General features: G+C 60.7%; 21 protein-coding genes. 8 read left to right on the top strand and 13 right to left on the bottom strand.

Annotated elements, in window-relative coordinates:
- Positions 1 to 128: 128 nt before the first annotated feature.
- The 8 genes from SJY33_RS05320 to miaA all read right to left on the bottom strand — a co-directional run bounded on the left by SJY33_RS05320 (position 129) and on the right by miaA (position 7,384).
- The gene (locus tag SJY33_RS05320) at positions 129 to 596 is read right to left on the bottom strand and encodes a hypothetical protein (protein ID WP_379921560.1); all 468 of its coding nucleotides are present in this window, start codon (positions 594 to 596) and stop codon (positions 129 to 131) included.
- 74 nt (positions 597 to 670) lie between these two features.
- Positions 671 to 1,822 carry an alpha-hydroxy acid oxidase gene (locus SJY33_RS05315; protein ID WP_379921559.1) on the bottom strand — a complete coding sequence of 384 codons (1,152 nt, stop codon included), beginning with the start codon at positions 1,820 to 1,822 and terminating at the stop codon, positions 671 to 673.
- A gap of 45 nt (positions 1,823 to 1,867) precedes the next feature.
- On the bottom strand, positions 1,868 to 2,530 hold the full coding sequence (locus tag SJY33_RS05310) for a YceI family protein (protein ID WP_379921558.1): 663 nt from the start codon (positions 2,528 to 2,530) through the stop codon (positions 1,868 to 1,870).
- 71 nt (positions 2,531 to 2,601) lie between these two features.
- The gene (gene ilvC / locus SJY33_RS05305; RefSeq protein ID WP_379921557.1) at positions 2,602 to 3,621 is read right to left on the bottom strand and encodes a ketol-acid reductoisomerase; all 1,020 of its coding nucleotides are present in this window, start codon (positions 3,619 to 3,621) and stop codon (positions 2,602 to 2,604) included.
- 38 nt (positions 3,622 to 3,659) lie between these two features.
- Positions 3,660 to 4,175: an acetolactate synthase small subunit gene (gene ilvN / locus SJY33_RS05300; RefSeq protein WP_379921556.1), complete on the bottom strand. Its 516-nt coding sequence runs from the start codon at positions 4,173 to 4,175 to the stop codon at positions 3,660 to 3,662.
- A complete protein-coding gene (locus tag SJY33_RS05295) occupies positions 4,172 to 4,474 on the bottom strand; it encodes a hypothetical protein (protein ID WP_379921555.1) in 303 nt (100 codons plus the stop codon). Before SJY33_RS05295 ends, ilvN begins: the two co-directional genes overlap by 4 nt.
- Positions 4,474 to 6,219 carry a biosynthetic-type acetolactate synthase large subunit gene (ilvB, locus tag SJY33_RS05290; RefSeq protein ID WP_379923523.1) on the bottom strand — a complete coding sequence of 582 codons (1,746 nt, stop codon included), beginning with the start codon at positions 6,217 to 6,219 and terminating at the stop codon, positions 4,474 to 4,476. The genes SJY33_RS05295 and ilvB overlap by 1 nt, the downstream gene beginning before the upstream one ends.
- 208 nt (positions 6,220 to 6,427) lie before the next feature.
- A complete protein-coding gene (gene miaA, locus SJY33_RS05285) occupies positions 6,428 to 7,384 on the bottom strand; it encodes a tRNA (adenosine(37)-N6)-dimethylallyltransferase MiaA (RefSeq protein ID WP_379921554.1) in 957 nt (318 codons plus the stop codon).
- On the opposite strand from miaA, the gene serB reads away from it, so the two are divergent.
- A complete protein-coding gene (serB, locus tag SJY33_RS05280; protein ID WP_379921553.1) occupies positions 7,377 to 8,261 on the top strand; it encodes a phosphoserine phosphatase SerB in 885 nt (294 codons plus the stop codon). The two genes, miaA and serB, sit on opposite strands and share 8 nt — an antisense overlap.
- A gap of 118 nt (positions 8,262 to 8,379) precedes the next feature.
- On the top strand, positions 8,380 to 9,219 hold the full coding sequence (locus SJY33_RS05275) for a Coq4 family protein (protein WP_379921552.1): 840 nt from the start codon (positions 8,380 to 8,382) through the stop codon (positions 9,217 to 9,219).
- Between the two features lie 7 nt (positions 9,220 to 9,226).
- On the opposite strand, the gene SJY33_RS05270 is transcribed toward SJY33_RS05275, so the two are convergent.
- On the bottom strand, positions 9,227 to 9,913 hold the full coding sequence (locus SJY33_RS05270; protein WP_379921551.1) for a nitroreductase family protein: 687 nt from the start codon (positions 9,911 to 9,913) through the stop codon (positions 9,227 to 9,229).
- Positions 9,914 to 10,020: 107 nt separating this feature from the next.
- Between SJY33_RS05270 and SJY33_RS05265 the strand changes: the two genes are divergently transcribed.
- Positions 10,021 to 10,818: a Coq4 family protein gene (locus SJY33_RS05265; protein WP_379921550.1), complete on the top strand. Its 798-nt coding sequence runs from the start codon at positions 10,021 to 10,023 to the stop codon at positions 10,816 to 10,818.
- A 4-nt stretch (positions 10,819 to 10,822) separates the two neighbouring features.
- Here the strand turns inward: SJY33_RS05265 and SJY33_RS05260 are convergent, their stop codons facing one another.
- Genes SJY33_RS05260 through SJY33_RS05245 form a run of 4 tightly spaced genes read right to left on the bottom strand, consistent with a single transcriptional unit; the run spans position 10,823 to position 14,608 of the window.
- Entirely contained in the window at positions 10,823 to 11,227 is a 405-nt protein-coding gene (locus SJY33_RS05260; RefSeq protein WP_379921549.1) for a hypothetical protein, read from the bottom strand.
- A 6-nt stretch (positions 11,228 to 11,233) separates the two neighbouring features.
- Positions 11,234 to 13,474: a phosphoribosylformylglycinamidine synthase subunit PurL gene (gene purL, locus SJY33_RS05255; RefSeq protein ID WP_379921548.1), complete on the bottom strand. Its 2,241-nt coding sequence runs from the start codon at positions 13,472 to 13,474 to the stop codon at positions 11,234 to 11,236.
- Between the two features lie 29 nt (positions 13,475 to 13,503).
- Positions 13,504 to 14,178: a hypothetical protein gene (locus tag SJY33_RS05250; protein WP_379921547.1), complete on the bottom strand. Its 675-nt coding sequence runs from the start codon at positions 14,176 to 14,178 to the stop codon at positions 13,504 to 13,506.
- A gap of 16 nt (positions 14,179 to 14,194) precedes the next feature.
- Complete coding sequence (locus tag SJY33_RS05245) at positions 14,195 to 14,608, bottom strand: DUF2177 family protein (RefSeq protein ID WP_379921546.1); 414 nt, start codon at positions 14,606 to 14,608, stop codon at positions 14,195 to 14,197.
- Positions 14,609 to 14,692: 84 nt separating this feature from the next.
- Between SJY33_RS05245 and SJY33_RS05240 the strand changes: the two genes are divergently transcribed.
- The 5 genes from SJY33_RS05240 (at position 14,693) to SJY33_RS05220 (ending at position 18,085) form a co-directional block, all read left to right on the top strand.
- Complete coding sequence (locus SJY33_RS05240) at positions 14,693 to 15,001, top strand: exodeoxyribonuclease VII small subunit (RefSeq protein ID WP_379921544.1); 309 nt, start codon at positions 14,693 to 14,695, stop codon at positions 14,999 to 15,001.
- A 4-nt stretch (positions 15,002 to 15,005) separates the two neighbouring features.
- Entirely contained in the window at positions 15,006 to 15,917 is a 912-nt protein-coding gene (locus SJY33_RS05235) for a polyprenyl synthetase family protein (RefSeq protein ID WP_379921543.1), read from the top strand.
- A gap of 37 nt (positions 15,918 to 15,954) precedes the next feature.
- Positions 15,955 to 16,719, top strand: coding sequence for an AIM24 family protein (locus SJY33_RS05230; protein WP_379921542.1), 765 nt, complete (start codon positions 15,955 to 15,957; stop codon positions 16,717 to 16,719).
- Positions 16,720 to 16,758: 39 nt separating this feature from the next.
- Positions 16,759 to 17,271, top strand: a complete 513-nt coding sequence (coaD, locus tag SJY33_RS05225; protein WP_379921540.1) for a pantetheine-phosphate adenylyltransferase — start codon at positions 16,759 to 16,761, stop codon at positions 17,269 to 17,271.
- An 85-nt stretch (positions 17,272 to 17,356) separates the two neighbouring features.
- The gene (locus SJY33_RS05220; protein WP_379921539.1) at positions 17,357 to 18,085 is read left to right on the top strand and encodes a peptidylprolyl isomerase; all 729 of its coding nucleotides are present in this window, start codon (positions 17,357 to 17,359) and stop codon (positions 18,083 to 18,085) included.
- Positions 18,086 to 18,087: the final 2 nt, after the last annotated feature.

Genomic DNA, 18,087 nt, shown 5'->3' with positions numbered 1-18,087 from the left:
CGGCTCCCTACGCCCAAGGGCGCATAAGTCGAAGCAGCGTAAGATCATTCCGCGTCATGGTTTGGCGTCTTTGCCGATTATTGCGCAACGCGCAAGCCGGGATTCCCACCTGTTTCAATCGCGCCGCTTTATCCGCAACGCGCATCGCGAATGATGTTCTGTGCATCCAGCATGATCGACAGGCGCGGATTGGTGGGATCGGGGTTGACGGTGCCTGCGCTGCCGAACGTCACGAAACGCAGATTGTCGGTACGGCCCAGCATCCGGGCGATTTCTGCGCGGGTGCCCTGATCGGCAAGCTTGCCGAGGAAACCCCCCATCAACGGCGCGCCGCAGGTCTTGGAGGCAGGGTCGGTTAGCGTGCCCTTGGCAAAGGGCCCCGGCGCCGCGCCCGGAAGCGGGGTGGCCACCATCGCTGCCACAGTTGCTGCGGGAGCAGGGGCGGGCACAGCACCCGGCGCCGCTGCTGCGCCATCACTACCGATACGTGCCGCAAAGCTATCCGCGTCGGTGCCCGGCTGCGCAGGATCATTCCCGCACGCCGAGATGGTGAAGGCAAGCGAAGCCAGGGCAAGGGCACGAAATGCGATGGTCATGATTTCCGGTCCAGAATGTTTCGTTGACGCTGCCAAAACGCGCTTTGCGTTACCGGTTTATGACACCGCGGCCTTTAACCGCGATAACGCAACCGATCAGGCGTGAGCTGGTCCAGCCGGGTCACCCCCATCAACCGCATCCCGCGTTCGAATTCGTCCTTAAGAATGGCCAGCGCCCGTTCGACACCATCCTGACCGGCTGCGGCTAGCGCATAGAGATACAACCGTCCGCCAGACGCTGCCGTGGCGCCCGAACACAAGGCTTTCAGCACATGTGTCCCGCGCCTGACGCCGCCGTCGCAGATGATCTCGATATCCCCGCCGACGGCATCGACGATTTCGGGCAACTGGTCGAAAGGCGCGCGGGATCCGTCCAATTGGCGTCCGCCGTGGTTGGAAACCATGATCGCGTCCGCACCGATTTCAACCGCGCGGCGGGCGTCGGCGGCGCTCATGATGCCTTTGAGCACAAACGTGCCGCCCCATTGCTGACGGATCGCCGCTGCGGTGTCCCAGTCCATCGACGTGTCGAGCATTGTGTTGAAATATTCAGCGATGCTGACAGCCTTGCCGCTGCCTTCGGATACGTGAGTATCGAGATTGGGGAGCCTGAACTTTTCCCGCATAATGTAATCAAGCGTCCAGCGCGGGCGCGTGGCGTAACTCCAGATACTAGCAGGGGTGAACCGGGGCGGGGTGGTAAAGCCGCTGCGCAAGCACCGTTCACGCTTGCCTGAAACGATCGTGTCGACGGTCAATGCCAGCGCATCGAACCGCGCAGCCTGGCACCGTTCAATCATGTGCGTGTTCAGGCCCTTGTCCTTGTGCACATAAAGCTGGAACAGCTTGGGCCCTGCAGTAAGCGCGGCGATTTCTTCGATGCTGCGGGTCGCAAGGCTGGATATGCCGAACCACAATCCGAACTTTTCCGCCGCTTTGGCAACTGCGGTTTCGCCCTGCCAGTGAAACGCGCGTTGAACCGCCGTAGGCGAGAGGATCAGCGGGAGCGATGATGCGCGCCCCAGCAACGTGCATGAGGTGTCGATCGCAGCGACCCCGGCAAGCACATCAGGCACCAGGTCAACGCTGTCATAAGCTGCGGTGTTGCGCGCCTTGGTGCGTTCATCATCAGCTGCACCATCGATGTAATCGAAGACGGGAAAAGGAAGCCGCGTTTTGGCGAGCTTCCGGAAATCGTCGATATTGTGGCAATCGGACAATCGCATGGTTCGCTGCGCCTGCCCGATTGCCCCTGCCGTGTCGAGGGTGACTTACTGCTTTTCGAAAGCGGCGCTGATGGTCATCGTGACATCTTTGCCCACCACGGGCACGCCGTAGTTGATCCCCCACTGCGTACGATCGATCATTGCACGGGCATGGAAGCCAACGGTTTCCTTCTTGTTCATCGGATTCGCGCCCGCACCGACAAACTCAACCGCCATCAGGACGGGTGCGGTCTTGCCGTTCATCGTCAGATCGCCGGTGACATTTGCGGTGTTGGTCCCGGTGCGCATCACATTGGTCGAAGTGAATTTCGCCATGCCCGGCTGCGGGCCAAAAAAGTCGGGCGAGCCGCCATCCTTACCCGGGCGCAGAAGGTGATCCTTCAGGCCTGCACTGGCCACCGTGACATCGGCAATCGGCACCATGATTTCAAACGATGCCGCTTCGATGTTGGCCGGGTCCATCGTCATCGTGCCGGTGATGTTGCCGAACAGGCCGAAGTAATCGTTGAAGCCAAAATGGCTCACTTCCCAATTGACCAGCGTATGCGCCGCGTCGAGCGTATAGGTGCCCGCGGTGACGCGCGATGCGTCTTGCATGCCGGGTATCTGCTGCGCGGACTGTGCGAAGATCGCAGGGGCGGCGGCGATCCCGCCGGTCACGGCAGCAAAAGTGGCGGTGGCAGCGGCTGCAAAAACGAAACAATTCATGGGGATTGGCCTCCTGTTTGTTCAGAACGCACAACCCCCCTTGAACCCAAAAAGTTCCGCCGCGGTCGCGGTCAGTTCTTCGCCTTGTCGACGAGCTTGTTGGCGGCAATCCACGGCATCATCGCGCGCAACTTTTCACCGGTCTGTTCGATCGGATGCGCTTGCGCGGTCTTGCGTGCCGCCTTCAGCTCGGGCTGGCCCGCACGGTTGTCGAGCACGAAGTTCTTCACGAAGCGGCCCGACTGGATATCGGCCAGCACGCGCTTCATTTCGGCCTTGGTCTCGGCGGTGATGATGCGCGGGCCGGTGGTGATGTCGCCATACTCGGCGGTGTTGCTGATCGAATAGCGCATGTTGGCGATGCCGCCTTCATAGAGCAGGTCGACGATCAGCTTGGTTTCGTGGAGGCATTCGAAATAGGCCATTTCGGGGGCGTAACCGGCCTCGACCAGCGTTTCGAACCCGGCCTGGATCAGGTGCGTGATCCCGCCGCACAGCACCGCCTGCTCGCCGAACAGATCGGTCTCGCATTCCTCGCGGAAGTTGGTCTCGATGATGCCGCTGCGCCCGCCGCCGACGGCAGAAGCGTAAGCGAGGGCGACGTCATGCGCGGCGCCGCTGGCATCCTGATGGATCGCGATCAGGCAGGGCACGCCGCCGCCCTTTACATATTCGCTGCGCACAGTGTGGCCGGGGCCCTTGGGGGCAATCATGATGACGTCAATATCGGCGGGCGGTTCGATCAGACCGAAGTGGACATTAAGACCGTGCGCGAAGGCGAGCGCGCTGCCGGGCTTCATGTGACCCTTGAGGTCGTTCTCCCAGATGGCGGCCTGATGTTCGTCCGGCGCGAGAATCATGACCAGATCGGCCCACTTGGCAGCTTCGGTGTTGGACAGCACCTTGAAGCCCGCAGCCTCGACCTTTTTCGCGGTCGCTGAGCCTTCGCGCAGGGCGATGGCGACCTCTGCGACGCCGCTATCGCGCAGGTTCTGGGCATGGGCGTGGCCTTGCGAGCCGTAGCCGACGATGGCGACCTTCTTGGGCTTGATAAGGTTCAGATCGGCATCGGCGTCGTAATAGACTTTCATTAGTGTTCTCTCTTGCAGATTGTATTCGTTGAATCCGTTCAGGCGCCCTGCGGCCCGCGCAACATCCCGACTACGCCGGTGCGGCCGACTTCGACCAAACCCAATTGCCGCATCAAGGCGATGAAGCTGTCGACCTTGTCGGGTGGACCGGTAATTTCAAAAATGAAGCTTTCGGTGGTGGTATCGACGGGGCGCGCGCGGAAAATATCGGCAAGCCGCAGCGCCTCGACCCGCTTGTCGCCGGTGCCCGTCACTTTGATGAGCGCCAGTTCGCGCTCGACGTGGGGTCCGGCGGTGGTGAGGTCTGTAACCTTGTGAACCGGCACAAGGCGTTCAAGCTGCGCCTCGATCTGGTCGATCACCTGCGGTGGGCCATTGGTGACGATAGTGATGCGGCTGACCGCGTGATCTTCGGTAATGTCGGCCACGGTCAGGCTGTCGATATTGTACCCGCGCGCGGTGAACAGGCCGGTGATCTTGGCAAGAATGCCCGGTTCGTTATCAACCATCACGGCAAGCACATGGCGTTCGGAGGCGGCTTCGGTGATTTTCATTTGAAACGCCCCTCCCAAACAGGCTCGAACATCCGACCGACCCCTTCGTTTTCGTTGACGAACCTGCGACCTTCATCGAGCGCAGAACAATTGTCGGTTTGGTAGCTGAGGTCGAGGATCGGATCGATCAGCAACATCCACTCACCGTCTTCGAGTTTCTGCGCCACATCCATGCCCAGAAATCGTTCGTTTGCCTCGGCAAGCCAGTCCAAAATCAGCAAGGCATCACCGGAGTTGAACCAAGTTCGTCGCTCAGCCTTCGCAAGAAGGTCTGGTGGCAGATCGGCAAAACTTGGCATCACACCAGCGCCTTGGCTTCATCGTCCATCGTGCCGTCGACCTTGTCGCCGTAGAGCAGCATCTCGGTATGCGCCGCGCCGCTCGGGATCATCGGCAGGCAGTTCGCGTCCTGCGCCACCAGACAGTCAACGATCACCGGGCCGTTATGGTCGAGCATCCGCATGATGCCATCATCCAGATCGCGCTCCTCGGTGATGCGAATGCCCTTCCAGCCATAGGCTTCGGCCAGCTTCACGAAATCGGGCAGACTGTCGGAATAGCTGTTCGAATAGCGGCTTTCATAGGTCAGTTCCTGCCACTGACGGACCATGCCCATATATTCGTTGTTGAGGATGAAGATCTTGACTGGCAGGCGATACTGGCTCGCGGTGCCAAGTTCCTGAATATTCATCTGGATGCTCGCTTCGCCCGCAATGTCGATCACCAGCGCATCGGGAAAGCCCAGTTGCGCGCCGATCGCCGCGGGCAGGCCATAACCCATCGTGCCAAGCCCACCGCTGGTGAGCCACTTGTTGGGGTCTTCAAAGCCGAAATACTGCGCCGCCCACATCTGATGCTGGCCAACTTCGGTGCTGATGATCGGGTTGCGCTGATGGGTGAGGGCATGAAGCCGCTCCACCGCCTTTTGCGGCATGATCATGCCGGGGTTCTTGGCCGACCGTTCGGGATAGGCAAGGGACTCGCGCGCGCGCCATCCCGCGATGCGGGCCTTCCATTCGCCAAGGTTGTGCGCTTGGCGCGTTCCCCACGCTTCGACCATCTGCGCCAACACAGTGCCGCAGTCGCCGACAATGCCCAGATCAACCGGCACGACCTTGTTGATCGAGGATCGGTCGATGTCGATGTGGATCTTGGTTGAATTGGGCGAAAAGGCGTCAAGCCGCCCGGTGACGCGGTCGTCAAAGCGTGCGCCGATGCAGACCATCACGTCGCACATGTTCATCGCCATGTTCGCTTCATAGGTGCCGTGCATTCCCAGCATTCCCAACCAATCGGGATGCCGGGACGGAAAGGCTCCGAGCCCCATCAGCGTCGATGTGACCGGCGCTCCGGTCAGATCCTGCAATTGCCGCAGCAGGCGGCTTGCATCGGGACCAGCGTTGATGATGCCGCCCCCAGTGTAAAATATGGGCCGCTGCGCTTTGGCGATCAGCTCGACAGCTTCGATGATCTGTTCGGGCGGCGCAACGGTCTGCGGGGCGTAACGGTGGGCGCCTGCACGCGTCAGCGCACGCCTTTCCGACGGCACCGCGATCTGCACATTCTTCGGAATATCGATCACGACCGGGCCCGGGCGGCCTGTGGTGGCAATCAGAAACGCTTCCTTGATCGTTGCAGCCAGATCGGCCGGGTCTTTCACCAGATAATTGTGTTTTGTGCAGTGACGCGTGATGCCGACGGTATCGGCTTCCTGAAACGCATCGGTGCCGATCAGGGCCGTGGGCACCTGTCCCGTGATGACAACCAGCGGGATCGAATCCATCCAGGCATCAGCAATACCTGTGACGGCATTGGTTGCGCCGGGGCCAGACGTAACCAGAACCACCCCCGGCTTTCCCGTCGCGCGGGCATAGCCTTCAGCGGCGTGAGCTGCGCCGGCTTCGTGCCGGACGAGGATGTGCCTGATACGTTCGTCGCCGAACAGTTCGTCGTAGATCGGCAGGACCGCACCGCCGGGATAACCGAAGGCGAATTCGACATCTTGCTCGATCAGGGACTGCACCAAAATGGCCGCGCCGCTCATCGTGGCGGCGTGATCGGCAGCGGGTGTTGGGCTTTCGGGGGCAGGGGCCGGCTCGGCTGGCACGGGGCACTCCATCTTATCAAAGTGTCATGAAACCGACAGGCAGCATCATGGGCAAGGGCGATTGCAAAAGAAACCGGCCCGGCGCAGGGGGTGGCGCCGGACCGAGTAACAGCCCGCTATCGGTTATAATCTGACGGGTCAAGGCCTAATCGCGTAATAATGATGCAAATTGACCGCTAAGATCGATATTATCAGTCTCACCCCCGAAATTCAGGCGTGGCCAATCGGGTGGCGGCTGACGGCGGAACCACGTGAACTGGCGCTTGGCAAACTGGCGGGTCGCCTGCTGCGCAGCAGCCACCATCTCATCACGGGTCAGTTCATTGGCAAGGAATGCTGCAACCTCCGGAACACCAATGGCGCGCATCACCGGAAGGTCAGGATCGAGCCTGCGGTTCATCAGGGCCTCCACCTCCGCCAGTGCGCCAGTTTCCAGCATCATTTCGAACCGGCGATCGCAGCGTCCGTAAACCCAGGCACGATCAGGTTCGAGCACCAGCGGGAACAATGCCACGTCATCGCCGATGCCCCCGGACTTGGCGCGCTGCCATTCGCCCAGCGTCACCCCTGTCGAGCGTTTCACCTCCAGCGCGCGCGCAATGCGCTGGCGATCACCCGGATCGAGTTCGGCGGCGCGCAAGGGATCTTCAAGCTGGAGCAGCTTATAGGCGGCATCTTCGGGCAGGGCGCGCACCGCTTCGCGCACTGCCGGATCGATTTCGGGGATAGGCGCAATCCCTTCAAGCAGGACTTTCAAATACAACCCGGTGCCCCCGACAAGGATCGGCACGGCGCCGCTTGCGTGGCAGTCTGCGATTTCGGCCTTCGCGCGGGCAGCCCATGCCGCGACCGAGCAGGCGTCCGCGCCGTCCCAGGCGCCGAACAGCCGGTGTTCGATGCCCTCCATCTCGTCTTCGGAGGGGCGGGCCGACAGAACCTGCAGATCGGCATAGACCTGCGCGCTATCGGCATTGATAATGACGGCACGTTGCCCGGCCAAGGCAAGACGGTGGGCGAGCGCAAGCGCAATCGCGCTCTTGCCGCTCGCGGTCGGCCCTGCAATGAGCGCAAGCGGTGCTGGTGGAGATACAGGAATGCTCATTGCGCGGCTGATAGCAGACACAGCGACAAGTGAAACGCATCTCGATGCATTCGCGGCCGCATTAGCGGACAGCGGCACTGCCTTGAAAGCGGTGCAGCGGCCCGAAGACGCCGACGGTGTTTTGGAACTGCATATCGACGACGGCTATCCGGGTGCGGTGCTGACCGCGATTGATACTGTTTTTGCGCCTGCCGATATGCTGGTGTCGACGGCCCCCATTACAGTCCCCAAATTGTTCATTTCGGACATGGATTCGACCATGATCGGGCAGGAATGCATCGATGAACTGGCCGATTATGCCGGGCTCAAGCCGCAGATCGCCGCTATCACTGAACGCGCAATGCAGGGTGAACTCGATTTCGAAGCGGCGCTGCGCGAACGTGTTGCCCTTCTGGCGGGCCTCAAAGAAAGCGCGATCCATGCCTGCCTGTCGGAACGCATCACCGCCACACCGGGCGCCGCGACCCTGGTTGCCACGCTGGCTTCGCTGGGTGCACGAACGGTTCTGGTAACGGGCGGCTTCCACCACTTTGCCGATCCCGTAGCGGAACGGCTGGGTTTTCAGCATGTCGTGGGCAACCGGCTTTGCGTTGAGGGCGGCGCGCTGACGGGCAGATTGCGGGGCCCGATCGTCGATAGCGCGGTTAAGGCAGCGGTTCTTCGCGAGGAACTGGACGCACTGGGCGATCATGCGCACAGCCTGGCAGCAGGCGATGGCGCGAATGACATCCCGATGATCGAAGCGGCGACGTACGGCTTTGCCTACAAGGCGAAGCCCAAGGCCCGCGCTGCGGCAAACGGCCGGGTGGATTCTGGTAATTTGACCGCTGTGCTGCGCCTGCTGGGCATACCGCGTGCGCAATGGCGCGATAGCTGATTTTTCCTGCGTCCTTGGTCTGCACCAAAAAAGGGTTTCAAATCGCGAACCGAATCGGCTATTAACACAGATGTAAGCAAGCCGAGCTACTGTCAGCCGTTCTTGGAGGACTTTTTGTATGAGCCGTTTGGATCGTGATGCCTATACCCGGATGTTCGCTCTGGATGGCACCGTGCTGTTGCACCCCGATCGGCCAGCGGCGCGGTATCGTCCCCTGCGCGCAGTGAAAAGTTTTCAGGCGCTGATCAAAGACAAGGAGGATACCTCGCTTGTCTTCAAGATCTTTGAATTGTTGCCGTCCTCAGGCTTCATGGACCGGGTGACTGACCTGGCTTTGTCCCAGCGCGGCGAATTGTTGCGTGCGACTGAGCCCTGCCTGCCCGAAATCCTTGACGATCACGCCGCCTTGCGCCGGACGCCCAAGGGCAGTCTGGCGCATGCTTACTGTGATTTCATGGAATCCGAAGGCCTAAGCGCCGCAGGTCTGGTTGCCGAGGCCGAGCGTCTGGGCCGTCCGAAATATCCCGATCTTGTGCAGTGGTTCATCGAACGGTCACGCGATACGCATGATCTGTTTCACATCCTGACTGGATATGGGCGCGATGCGCTGGGCGAACAATGCGTGCTGCTGTTCACCCACGGACAGGCGCCCAGTCAGGGGCACCTGTTGATCGGGTATGCTGGCGCGGCCAACATCAAGAAGATGGTCAAAGGCAGCGCGGCGCCCGTCATTGGCGCTGTTCGCGAAGCGCACCGTACGGGCAAGGGCGCGCCGCAACTGATGGCGCAATCCATCCGCGAATTGCTGGTCCGCCCGCTGGCTGACGTGCGCGCCGAAATGCGCATTCCCGATCCGGCACAGTACCGCGAATGTCACCGAATTTGGCAGGCCGAAGGGATCGACCCTTACAATCTGCTGGCCGGCCAACCTGTCGAACAGGAACTTCTCGCCGCCTGATTTGCGTTCACAGCCAACTGCTTATCTGGTTTAGCGGCTTTTTCAGCAAGGCGCGGGACGGCACCGTTGCGCCCGCGGCTGGATGACCTGTCACGATAATCATGACGGGTTTTTCCCATGCGGGCCGTTCGCACACGCGGCGCAGGAACCCCATCGGGGACGGGGTGTGGGTAAGCGTCGCAAGGCCCGCTTCGTGCAAGGTTGCCAGCAGCATTCCGCAGGCGATACCCACGCTTTCGCTGACATAGTAATTCTGCGTCTGCCCGTCTTCGGCAATCCCGCCCTTGCGCTGCGCAAAGACGACGATGAGATATGGTGCCGTTTCAAGAAACGGCTTGTCCGCATCGGTCCCGAGTTCGCGCAATGCGGCCAGCCATTCGTCACCCGCTTTGGGGGTAGAGCCGTTGCTGCCGTAAAACTGACGCTCTTCAGCCTCGGCCGCTTGGCGAATGGCCCGTTTGCGGTCAGGAGATGATATGACTGCGAAATGCCAGGGTTGATGGTTGGCACCCGATGGCGCGCTGCCAGCCGCAGCAATCGCAGCGTCGATCACGGCGCGGGGCACCGGTTGCGGCGAAAACCACCGGCAGGTGCGCCGCTGATTCAATCTTTCAGCGAAGTCCACCGCACGATGGATGGACTCATCGTCGGTCAGTTCGGGCAAGGCATACGGCACCGTTTCATGATCGTTCATCGGCAAAAGTGCTCCCTTGATCTTTCGAGAAATTGACGCATTACTGACATTGCTGTAAGTAAGATCGAACGATCCTGTTTCACATCCTTTGCCAAGGGCGTATCACAATGCCTATCGCCGATCTTCCGCTGGTGGCGCCTGAACGTAAAGTGTCGGGCCTCCGCCCGCTCAAGGTGCTGCGCCATTTCGGCAAGCTGGTTGAAAACAAGGAAGACACCGAACAGGTATTCCACATCATGGAGGCGACCAGGGGTCGGCGCAGTCACGCGCAAGCACGTGACTTCATCCAGTCTTCCGAAGGACAGCGTTTTCTGGCTGAAGGGCAGGATATACCCGCCATGCTGGACGATCATATCCGGTGGGCAGACTGCCCGCCCGGCAGTGTGGCAGCGCATTACCTGGCCTTCATGAAGCGCGAAGGCCTTTCGGCTGCGGGCCTTGTGGCCGAAAGTCACCGCTGGGCATCCCCTGAAAGCCTGCCGCAAGACCAGACGCAATGGTATTTCGACCGCCTGCGTGACACGCATGATCTGTTTCATGTGCTGACCGGTTATGGCCGCGATGCGTTGGGGGAGGTCAGCCTTCTCGGGTTCTCCTACGAACAGAACCACAATACCGGAATTCTGTTTATCGCCTATGCCGCAGCGCGTCAGATCAAGAAAGTGAGTGGCACAAAAGCTCCTATATTCGCTGCAATCGGGGAGGGGCGCAGGCTTGGACGGGCCGCGGCATGGATTGCGCATCAGGATATTGCCGCGCTGATGCACGAAAATATCGATGCGGCGCGTGCGCGTCTGAAGATTGGCAAACCGACGGTGTACCGGCAGTGTCTGCGGATCCTTGAAGCCGAAGGCACCGCAAGCGAACAGCTTACGCTGGGCGGCGCAGTTACGCAGGTCGCCTGACGGTTCAGCGCAGCTCCTTGCGGATAACCAGCTTCAAGCTGTCCCATCCTTCGATGGCGCAGGTCTTGGTGTCGATCAACCCGAGGGGTGTTGCGACGGAGCGGATCGTATCGGCGTCCATTGTGCCCGCGCTGCCGCTGGACGCATCGGGCCAGCTGACCCAGATCTGACCTTCGGGCGCAATTTGCTGGCGCAGCAGGGCAAGCCGCTGCGCAAGGCCAACCTGTTCGGTCACGAAGATATGGGCCGCATCGATACCTTCTGACGGATTGACGACGAAATACAGCTCCAGCGCATATTCGTCGATCTCGTCAATGACGGCTTCGGGCATCCCATCGAACCACACCCGCATCCCGTCACGCAGGGTCAGCATCTTGACGAGCGGCAGGGCCGAAGAGGTCGACGACACTGCTGCTTATCCCTCCATCCATTCGTCAAAGAAGCGCGCATTGGCGCTGCGCAGGTCCTTCAGTGGAACCCCAAGCACCGAATCGCCGCCTACCGTGCCGATCCGCTGAAACCCGATCTGCGCAGTCGCTTCATCGCGCGTGCCCTTGGCGAGCACGGCGTTAAGCGCGGCTACATCGGGCACAGTGATCAGATAACGCCCCTGATCTTCGCCGAACCACCACTGCGCGGGCGTATAGTCGGGATTACCGGCAAGATCGGCATCGGCGCCGATATCACCGGCCAGCGCCATTTCCGCCAGCGCCACGGCAAGGCCGCCATCGGAAAGATCGTGAACGGCGTTCACAAGGCCATCGGCGATCAGTTCGTGGATAATCTCCCCCGCGGTGCGTTCCACCACCAGATCGGTCGGCGGCGTGCGGCCCGCTTCCATACCCTTTACGACGCGCAGCCATAGCGACTGACCAAGGTGCGACCGGGTTGGATCGGGCTTTGCCCAGAATTCGGGCCCGACAAGGTAGATCGCGTCGCCGGCCTGCTTGAAATGCATCGTCATCATCTTGGACAGGTCGTCGATGATGCCCACGCCTCCGATTGCGGGGGTGGGCAAGATCGCTGACCCGCCACCTGTGGCTTTCGATTCGTTGTACAGGCTGACATTGCCGCTCACGATCGGGAAATCGAGCGCGCGGCAGGCTTCGCCCATACCATCCAGCGCGTGCACGATCTGCGCCATGATCTCGGGCCGCTGGGGGTTGGCGAAATTGAGGCAATTGGTCACGGCCAGCGGCCTTGCGCCCACGGCGCACAGGTTGCGGTAGGCTTCAGCGATCGCCTGCTTGCCGCCTTCGTAGGGATCGGCAAACACATAGCGCGGGGTGCAATCGGTGGTGATCGCCAGCGCCTTGCCGGTGCCATGCACCCGCACCACGCCGGCATCGCCCCCGGTCTGGAGGGTATCGCCGCCTACTTGCGAATCATACTGTTCGGCAATCCAGCGGCGCGAGGCGAGATCGGGTGAGGCCATCATCGTCAGCAGGTCGGCCGCGATGTCGTCGCTGGCCGGCACTTCGGCGAGCGGCTTGACGCCGGCCCAAACCTTGTATTCGTCCTTCGACAGATAGGGCCGGTCATACAGCGGCGCATCGGCAGCGAGCGGCCCGAGCGGAATGTCGCACACGACCTCGCCGTCGAATTCCAGCACCATATGGCCGGTGTCGGTGACTTCGCCGATTACCGCGAAATCGAGCTCCCACTTGTGGAAGATCGCTTCGGCCTCGGCCTCGCGGCCGGGCTTGAGCACCATCAGCATCCGCTCCTGGCTTTCGCTCAGCATCATTTCGTAAGGCGTCATGCCGGTTTCGCGGCAGGGCACCTTGTTCATGTCGAGCCGGATGCCGGCCTTGCCGTTGGTCGCCATTTCGACGCTTGATGAGGTCAGGCCCGCCGCGCCCATGTCCTGGATCGCCACGATCGCGTCGGTCGCCATCAGTTCCAGGCAGGCCTCGATCAGCAGCTTTTCGGTGAAGGGATCGCCGACCTGCACCGTCGGGCGCTTGGCTTCGGCATCCTCGCCGAAATCGGCGCTCGCCATCGTGGCGCCGTGGATCCCGTCGCGCCCGGTCTTGCTGCCGACATACACGATCGGATTGCCGAGGCCGGTGGCGGCGGAATAGAAGATCTTGTCCGCATCGGCGACGCCCACGGTCATCGCATTGACAAGGATGTTGCCGTCATAGGCGGGGTGAAAATTTGTCTCCCCCGCCACGGTCGGCACGCCCACGCAATTGCCGTAGCCGCCGATGCCCGCGACCACGCCCTGCACCAGATGCTTCATCCGTGGGTGTTCAGGCCGGCCAAAGCGCAGCGCATTGGCGTTGGCGATCGGCCGCGCGCCCATGGTGAAGACATCGCGCAGGATGCCGCCGACACCGGTCGCGGCGCCCTGATAGGGCTCGATATAACTGGGGTGATTGTGGCTTTCCATCTTGAAGATCGCCGCCTGCCCATCGCCAATGTCGATCACCCCGGCGTTCTCACCCGGGCCGCAGATCACCCACGGTGCTTCGGTCGGCAGCTTCTTCAAATGCAGCCGCGAAGACTTGTAGCTGCAATGCTCCGACCACATCACCGAAAAGATGCCAAGTTCCACAAGATTGGGCTCCCGGCCCAGTGCGGAAAGGACGCGCTGGTATTCCTCGGGGGAAAGGCCGTGCTGTTCGACGATTTCAGGGGTGATGGCGGTCATGTCGGGACTCCTTGGCGCAGCCCCCTAGATTACATGCCCGACGAGGCCAAGCCACCGCGTTTCCTGAACCAGCGATTCTTCCCGACCCACGTTGCCAATCCTGTCAGAATCCCGAAGGCCAGCAATGCCTGCAGATACAGGAACACGCCCGCGCTTTCGGGGTGCGGCGCGAACCAGTTAATGGCTTGCAGCAGCAGCATCGTGGCAATCAGAACCGCAGGCTGACCCACCGTGCCCAACGTGCGGCGCATGTAGAATGCAAAGGCGCCCAAAGTCAGTGCGATTTCCAGCGGGATGGCAATCCACGGCATGTTCCACAGGCCAAGCCCGAACTTCGGCGGCGTTCCATCCAATGTCAGGTCAGGAACATGCACCAGCCAGTCGAGCACCCAGTGCGACAGCACCACCAGACCGGCCAGCATTGCGATCTTGAGGTTGCGCTGATGGATGGCGACCACACCGCACAATGCCGCTGCCCAAAGCGCTGTGCCGATAAGGCTGTGCGTGTAGGGCATGTCATACAGATCGAAGGGCACCATGACGCTTGCCGAGGGATCGATGCGCATGTTTTCAACGCCCAGCATCGCCAGTGCGAAAAATCCCCAGTCGATGAGCTGTGCTGCAACGAACATCAAGCCCAAGCGCGGCCTTTGCGGGCTGACCGCGGCGGCGACAAATGCGGGGGCGAAATGGCCGATGAACATGGCTGCGGCCGGCGTTTCAGGTCGACGCAGGTGCGAAGCGCAGGACAGCCAACGTGGCAAGGCCGCTCGCCGAACCGGTAACGAACGCGCCCCACAGGATGTCGAGCACGCTGATCTGTGTCGACCAGACCTTCATCACCGCTTGCGAGGTGAGGTCAAAGGTTGCGTAACACAGGCCGCCCAGAAGAATGCCATTGAGTACCGCGGCTTGCACCGTTCCGCTTTCTATACCAGGCCGGATTGCGAACCACGTCATCCCGGCAACGTAAATCAGATAAAACGCAACCGCTGCCTTCGCGTCGAACGTCTTGGCCATGATTTCGCCGATAACCGGACGATAGAGATTGCTGGCCGCCCAGCGCAGCCACACTGCATCCATCGCCAGAAAGACAACCGCTGCCACGCCATAGGCGATGATCCATTTGAGCATATTGCGTGCAAATCCTGTTTTGGGCGATCCGGCCCGTCATGCCCAGCCTTGACCGCGCCCGCGTGCCCCGTCAATGCTCCTGACATGGACGAGGGCACAGCATCACCACTTGCCGCAAGGCAACCCGGCTTACAGGCCAACACACAGACCGGCGCGCATGATATCGACGGCATGACGTTCGAAGCGGCGCTGGCGGCGCTTGAACAGATCGTGCAGGCGCTTGAACGCGGTGATGTGCCGCTGGATCAATCAATTGGGCTTTATGAACGCGGAGAGGCTTTGCGGTTTGCGTGCCAGCAGCGGCTTGATGCGGCGCAGGCGCGGATTGAACGGATCGTGACGGGGGCCGATGGGCGGGCTTCAGGTACGAAGCCGTTCGATACGGAAGGTTGATACGATGCTGGCAGACACAAGGCACGATGTGCTGAGCGATGAAATCCGCCGCGTTCAATCCGAAATTGATTCGCTGTTTGATGCCGCGCTTCCGGTTCCCGATGATACCAGTGCCCGTCTGGTCGAAGCGATGCGCTATGCCGCGATTGGTGGCGGCAAGCGCGTGCGCCCTTTGCTGCTGGTGAGCACAGCCAGTCTTTTTGGCGTGTCGCGCGATGCCGCATTGCGTGCGGGCGCCGCGATAGAGGCGATCCATGTCTATTCGTTGATCCACGATGATCTGCCGTGCATGGACAATGATGACCTGCGCCACGGCAAGCCAACCTTGCACAACGTGTATGACGAGGCGACCGCGGTTCTGGCTGGCGATGCGCTTCATGCGCTCGCGTTCGAGATCCTGGCCGATGATGAAACCAGCGAAGATCCCTTCACCCGCAGTGAGTTGATCCTTACCCTGGGCAAGGCGTCGGGGATGCACGGTATGGCTGGCGGGCAGATGATGGACATGGTCGCCGACGAAGAAGGCGTGACCTACGATCTGCACACCATCACCCGCTTGCAGCAGCTGAAGACCGGCGCACTGCTGGCTGCTAGTGTCGAAATGGGCGCAATTCTTGGCAAGGTGGCGCCGCAGGGGCGGGCACATCTGCGCGCCTATGCCCGCGATATCGGCCTCGCCTTCCAGATCGCCGACGATTTGCTCGATGTCGAAGGCGACAGTGAGAAGGCAGGCAAGGCGCTGCGCAAGGATGATGAACAGGGCAAGCAGACATTCGTGACCCTCATGGGCGCGGACAAGGCCCGCGAACAGGCGCGTGCGTTGGTTGATCAGGCGGTCTTGCGGCTTGCGTCTTATGGAAGCGAAGCTGACGTTCTGCGTGCGCTGGCCCGGTACATTGTCGAACGCGATCGCTAAGAAGCGTCGACGCGGATGAAGAGAGGGGGGGTAGCCAATGACATTTCGTCAGGTCATTCAGGAAGAAAGCCGCGGCGGCGTTACCATGCGCGTGCACCGCTTTGTCGAAAAGAAGATGGTTGCGCGCGGGATTCCCACCGGGGTTGAAGGGCAGTTCCACTACATCGCTGAACCGACCGAAGTGTATCAGCTGGAAATCGTACTCGACAACGCATCGGCGCTGATTGAACCGGGCGCTCTGCAATATTCCTATGGCAACCTTACAGCGGATGTTGTTCGTCATGAAGCCAACAAGGGCTTCTTCGCCCGTGCGGCGGCATCCGCGGCGACAGGCGAATCCGCCCATGCAACACGCTATACCGGGTCAGGAACCATCTGGTGTGAGCCGGTGCGGAAGCATTTCATCCTCGCCACGATGGATGGCCCGCAGGATGCGCTGTTGCTTGACGACCGGGCGTTCTATGCCTGCGCAGCTGATATCTCGCTCACCACGCATATGCACAAATCGGTGTCGGGAATGTTTTCGGGCAATGGCCTCGCGCAGCCCAAGATCACCGGAACGGGCGTTTTCGCGGTCGAAAGCCCCGTTGCGGTACACGAAATCGATGAGGTCACAGTGCTGCCGGGACAGGAGGTCGTAGTCGACGGCGATTTCATGCTGATGTATTCGGCATCGCTCGACGTGACAATCGGCCCACTCGTCAAGGGCTTGCGCAGTGCAATGCGGTCAGGCGAAGGGTTCGTCTACAAGATGCGCGGTTCGGGCAGCGTCTGGATCACGCCATCGTCGCGGATCGCCTGAGATCGCCAGAGGAAAGAACATATCCATGAGCGCAACATCATGACCCGCCGCATCGGGATTTACCCCGGCACCTTCGATCCTATTACACTGGGGCACGCCGATATCATCCGGCGCGGTGCCAAACTGGTGGATCACCTCATCATCGGCGTAACGACCAACCCTTCAAAGAATCCGATGTTTTCCAATGAAGAACGCTTCGGCATGGTCAAACGCGAAGTCGCCAATATGGGTCTCGGCAATGTCGAAGTGGTGGGTTTCAATGCGCTGCTGGTGAAGTTTGCACAAAAACAGCGCGCAAAGGTCATCATCCGCGGACTGCGTGCTGTTGCCGATTTCGAATACGAATATCAGATGGCGGGCATGAACCAGCAGCTTGATGAAGCTATCGAGACGGTGTTTCTGATGGCTGACGTATCGCTTCAGCCGATTGCATCGAAACTGGTCAAGGAAATCGCGTTGTACGGCGGAGATATTGCCCGTTTTGTCAGCCCGCCGGTCTGCGATGAATTGAACGCTCGAGTGCGCGAAGTCGGTCTTAAGGGCGATTACTAAAGCCTGTGACTGTCGGTAAGGCGCCTTCATTCATTGCAGTGTCAGGCGACCGCGGTTACGAGGCCTTTCACATCCGGATGGAACCATGATCACCACCAAGCTTGCGCCCACTCTTGCCGCTGTATTGCTGTTTACTGCTCCGCAGGCAGCTTTTGCTCAAAACCAGCCGGTCGATACGCCTGCTGAGGCCTTCGGCGAAAACGCCGAAGCTGCCGAGGATAAGGACGTACCGGTAGCGGCTCGCACCTATGAGCCTATCAATTACGATCCCGCGTTTCAGCCGGAAAATGTGTGGGTGCTCGACCTCTCCAATGGTCAGCGCGTGAAGGTGCGCCTTCAGGCGGATTGGGCCCCGGCCCATGTCGAACGCATCAAGACGCTGACCCGCGCCGGGTTCTATAACGGCGTGGTATTTCACCGTGTGATCGAAGGGTTCATGGCGCAAGGCGGCGATCCGACCGCAACCGGGCAGGGCGGTAGCGAGCTTCCCGACCTCAAGGCCGAATTCAACCCGATGCCACATGTGCGCGGGACACTGTCGATGGCGCGCGCTGCTGAAGAAGACAGTGCCAACAGCCAGTTTTTCATCGTCTTTTACCCGCGCTTCAGCCTGGACAAGAAATACACCAATTTCGGGCGTGTGATTGAGAATATGGAAGCGGTTGATGCGATCAATCGGGGTGAGCCGCCGGCGGAGCCTACCTTTATTGTGCAGGCGTCACTTGCCAGCGATAACCTTGCGCCGCCTGCGCCGCCTGCTCCTGTGGCAGAGACGCCAATTTCGGCTGACATGCTGAGCGCCCCGATCGGCTAAGG

The organism is Erythrobacter sp. R86502 (genome assembly GCF_042466465.1).
Taxonomy (GTDB): Bacteria; Pseudomonadota; Alphaproteobacteria; order Sphingomonadales; family Sphingomonadaceae; genus Erythrobacter.
The sequence above is the reverse complement of the archived record's forward strand: the minus strand, read 5'-3'. Positions and strand labels throughout refer to the sequence as shown.